This window comes from Variovorax sp. 01T439_2 (genome assembly GCF_056398445.1).
Genome location: NZ_JBFTPJ010000630.1, coordinates 1 through 3,560, shown reverse-complemented (window position 1 = coordinate 3,560; position 3,560 = coordinate 1). Strand labels below are relative to the sequence as shown.

5 protein-coding genes are annotated in these 3,560 nt (G+C 67.2%); 4 read left to right on the top strand and 1 reads right to left on the bottom strand.

The window, feature by feature from the left end; all coding sequences use genetic code 11:
• The 3 genes from AC1DOC_RS24730 to AC1DOC_RS24720 form a co-directional block, all read left to right on the top strand.
• Nucleotides 1–264 (top strand): VOC family protein (locus AC1DOC_RS24730; protein ID WP_478130687.1); only part of this gene is annotated, 264 nt, incomplete at its 5' end.
• Nucleotides 265–345: 81 nt separating this feature from the next.
• Nucleotides 346–1,794 (top strand): DHA2 family efflux MFS transporter permease subunit, encoded by a 1,449-nt coding sequence (locus AC1DOC_RS24725; RefSeq protein WP_478130688.1) that lies wholly within the window; start codon nt 346–348, stop codon nt 1,792–1,794.
• A gap of 64 nt (nt 1,795–1,858) precedes the next feature.
• The gene (locus AC1DOC_RS24720) at nt 1,859–2,218 is read left to right on the top strand and encodes a DUF1428 domain-containing protein (RefSeq protein WP_307595865.1); all 360 of its coding nucleotides are present in this window, start codon (nt 1,859–1,861) and stop codon (nt 2,216–2,218) included.
• Between the two features lie 15 nt (nt 2,219–2,233).
• Here AC1DOC_RS24720 and AC1DOC_RS24715 read toward each other — a convergent pair whose 3' ends face one another.
• Nucleotides 2,234–2,992: a sulfite exporter TauE/SafE family protein gene (locus AC1DOC_RS24715; protein WP_307595864.1), complete on the bottom strand. Its 759-nt coding sequence runs from the start codon at nt 2,990–2,992 to the stop codon at nt 2,234–2,236.
• Nucleotides 2,993–3,192: 200 nt separating this feature from the next.
• Between AC1DOC_RS24715 and AC1DOC_RS24710 the strand changes: the two genes are divergently transcribed.
• On the top strand, nt 3,193–3,560 hold a 368-nt coding region (locus AC1DOC_RS24710), incomplete at its 3' end, for a DoxX family protein (RefSeq protein WP_478130686.1).

The following is a 3,560-nucleotide window of genomic DNA, read 5'->3' as shown; positions in this document are numbered from 1 at the left end:
ATGCACGCGTCCCTGGCCTACGGCGACGGCATGCTGATGGCCTCCGACGCCATGCCCGGCCAGGCCTACGAAGGCATGAAAGGCTTCGGCGTTGCGCTGACCCTCGAGACCGTCGCCGAAGCGCGCCGCGTGTTCGATGCCTTTGCCGAGGGTGGCACGGTCTCCATGCCCTTCGAGAAGACCTTCTGGGTCGAGGGCTTCGGCATGGTGACCGACCGCTTCGGCACGCCCTGGCTCATCAACGGCGGCAAGCCGCTGGTCTGAAATCACCTCACACGCCATTTGCAGGAACCGTTCTTCRTGACCGACACACTCGACAACAACCGCAAGCGCTGGCTCGCACTGATGGTGCTGTGCCTGGGCGTGCTGATGATCGTGCTCGACACCACGATCGTGAACGTGGCGCTGCCCTCGATCCGCACCGACCTCGGCTTCACCGAGACTTCGCTGGTCTGGGTGGTGAATGCCTACATGCTGACCTTCGGCGGCTTCCTGCTGCTGGGCGGGCGGCTGGGCGACCTGTACGGCCACCGCAGGCTCTTCCTGATCGGCCTCGTGCTGTTCACGCTGGCCTCGCTGGCCTGCGGCCTCGCCAACTCGCAGGCGCTGCTGGTCGCGGCGCGCGCGGTGCAGGGGCTGGGCGGCGCGGTGGTCTCGGCAGTGGCGCTCTCGCTGATCATGAACATCTTCACCGAGCCGGCCGACCGCGCCAAGGCGATGGGCGTCTACGGTTTCGTCTGCGCGGGCGGCGGCAGCATCGGCGTGCTGCTGGGCGGACTGCTCACGAGCACGCTGAGCTGGCACTGGATCTTCCTGGTGAACCTGCCGATCGGCGTGGCCGTGTATGCGCTGTGCCTCGCGCTGCTGCCCTCGGCGCGCGGCCATGCCCATGGCGAGAAGCTCGATGTGGCCGGCGCCGTGGCGGTGACGCTGTCGCTGATGCTCGCGGTGTATGCCATCGTCAACGGCAACGAGGCCGGCTGGCAGTCGGCGCAGACGCTCGGCCTCTTGGGCGCCGCGGTAGTGCTGATGGTGCTCTTCATCGCCATCGAGGCCCGGGTGCAGCATCCGCTGATGCCGCTCGGCCTGTTCCGGCTGCGCAGCGTTTCGGTCTCCAACGTGGTGGGCGTGCTGTGGGCGGCCGCCATGTTCGCGTGGTTCTTCATTTCCGCGCTCTACATGCAGTTGGTGCTGGGCTACACACCGATGCAGATCGGCCTGGCGTTCCTGCCGGCCAACCTGATCATGGCGCTGTTCTCGCTGGGCATCTCGGCCCGGCTGGTGATGCGCTTCGGCATTCGCCGGCCGCTGTCCGTGGGGCTGTGGCTCGCGGCCATCGGGCTGGCGCTGTTCGCGCGGGCGCCGGTGAACGGCAGCTTCGTGGTCGACGTGCTGCCGGGCATGCTGCTGCTGGGCCTGGGGGCGGGCATGGCGCTGAACCCGCTGCTGCTCGCGGCCATGAGCGAGGTGAGCCCGACCGAGTCGGGCCTGGCCTCGGGCGTGGTCAACACGGCCTTCATGATGGGCGGTGCGCTGGGGCTGGCGGTGCTGGCCAGCGCCGCCGTCGCGCGCACCACGTCGATGGAGGCAGCCGGCGCGCAGCTTCCGCTCGCGCTCACCGGCGGCTACAACCTCGCGTTCCTGATCGGCGCCGTGTTCGCGGCCGTGGCGGGGCTGCTCGGGGCCGTGCTGCTTCGCACCGCATCGCCAGGGTCCACCCAGAACAACGAAGACAACAACAGCAAGGGGTCCGCGGCATCCGCAGGCACGGCCAACCGTGCGGCGGCATCCTGAGGGTCCGCCCGGCGGGCGGCCCCTTTTTCTTTCCTTTCTTCCGTTTCTTTCAAGGAGACTTCCAATGGCTCGCTATGTCGATGGCTTCATCGTTCCCATTCCCTCGAACAACGTCGAGGCCTACCGCAAGCTGGCGCGCAAGGCCGGCAAGATCTGGATGGAGTACGGCGCGCTCGAATACGTGGAATGCGTGGCCGACGACGTGAAGCCCGGCAAGTTCACGTCTTTTCCGCAGAGCGTGAAGCAGAAGGCCGACGAAACCGTGGCGTTCTCGTGGATCGTCTACAAGTCGCGCAAGCACCGCGACGCGGTCAACGCCAAGGTGATGGCCGACCCGCGCCTTGCCGCGATGGACCCCAAGACCCTGCCCTTCGATGGGAAGCGGATGATCTTCGGCGGGTTCAAGTCGATCGTTGAGTTCTGACCTGAGACCCTGGCCTCAGGCGAAGAATCCGTCGTAGACGAGCTTGAGGCCGGTCAGCAGCATGCCCAGGTACACGAAGCGATAGAACCACGTCGCGTCGATGCGCCGGGCAATGCGAATGCCCACCCACACGCCGAGCGGCGCCAGCGGCATCAGCGCCGCCGAAGTGGCCAGCGTGCGCAGGTCGATCAGGCCGAGCCATGCGTAGGGAATCCACTTGCTCAGGTTCACCACGAAGAAGAAGTACGCCATGGTGGCGGTGAACACCACCGGCTTGAGCCGCAGCGGAATCACATAGGCATTGATCGGCGGCCCGCCGGCATGCGCGATGAAGCTGGTGAACCCCGAGACCGCGGTGAGCGCTGCACCCACCGCGCGCGAGGGCAGCGGATCGTCCGGCTTGGGCGGAAACACCAGCCGCTGCGCCAGGAACAACAGCGTGAACACGCCGACGATGCCGGCCACGGTATGGGCCGAGAGCGTGCGGAAAAGCAGCGTGCCGATCACCGTGCCGAGCAGCCCGAAGGGAATCAGGAACTTGAGCAGCGCGCGGTCGAAGTCGTTGCGGAAGGCGGCCAGGCCAAGCAGGTCCATCAAGAGCAGCAGCGGCATCAGGATGGCCGCGGCCTGCGGCACGGTGACCGCCAGCGCCATCAGCGGCACCGCCAGCGAACCGAAGCCGGCGCCGAAGCCGCTCTTGCTGATGCCCAGCAAAAGCACGGCGGGAACGGCCACCGCATAGAAATGCGGATCGGTGATGAGGGGGAAGACCATGGGGAAGGAAGCGGCGCAGAAAAAAGCCCGCTGAGTACCGGGTAGCGGGCCGCCTGAGCGTAGCAGGATGGCGCCGGCCATGGGTTGCCGTCGGAAATTGTGCGTAAACGCACATACCGGCGTGCGGCAGCTGCGCACACTGGAAGCGCAACCGCCGCACTGCGCGGCGACTCCCTCCCATTTTTTCTCAAGGATCCGCCATGAACACCCAGGCCGTAGCCGCCAACGCCGCGCGTGCGCCGATCGCGCCCTCGCAGGCTTCTTCCTCCGTCTCCCCCGCCACGCTGGACGACGCCGGCAAGCTGCTGCTGCGCCTGGCGATCGGCGTGCTCGTGCTGCTGCACGGCATCTTCAAGATCTCGGCCGGCGTGGGCTTCGTGAGCGCGATGCTGATGAAAGCCGGGCTGCCGGGCGGGCTGGCCTACCTGGTGTACGTGGGCGAGATCGTGGCGCCGCTGCTCATGATCGCCGGCTTCTGGACCCGCGCCGCCGCCGGCGTGGTGGTCATCAACATGCTTGCGGCCTTCGGCCTGGTGCACATGGCCGACCTGTTCGCGCTGACCAAGCA

What these genes read in the sequence shown, in the direction of transcription:
- AC1DOC_RS24725 (WP_478130688.1), top strand. Translation starts at nt 346, where the DNA reads ATGGTGCTGTGCCTGGGCGTGCTGATGATCGTGCTCGACACCACGATC.
- AC1DOC_RS24720 (WP_307595865.1), top strand. Translation starts at nt 1,859, where the DNA reads ATGGCTCGCTATGTCGATGGCTTCATCGTTCCCATTCCCTCGAACAAC.
- AC1DOC_RS24715 (WP_307595864.1), bottom strand. Translation starts at nt 2,992, where the DNA reads ATGGTCTTCCCCCTCATCACCGATCCGCATTTCTATGCGGTGGCCGTT.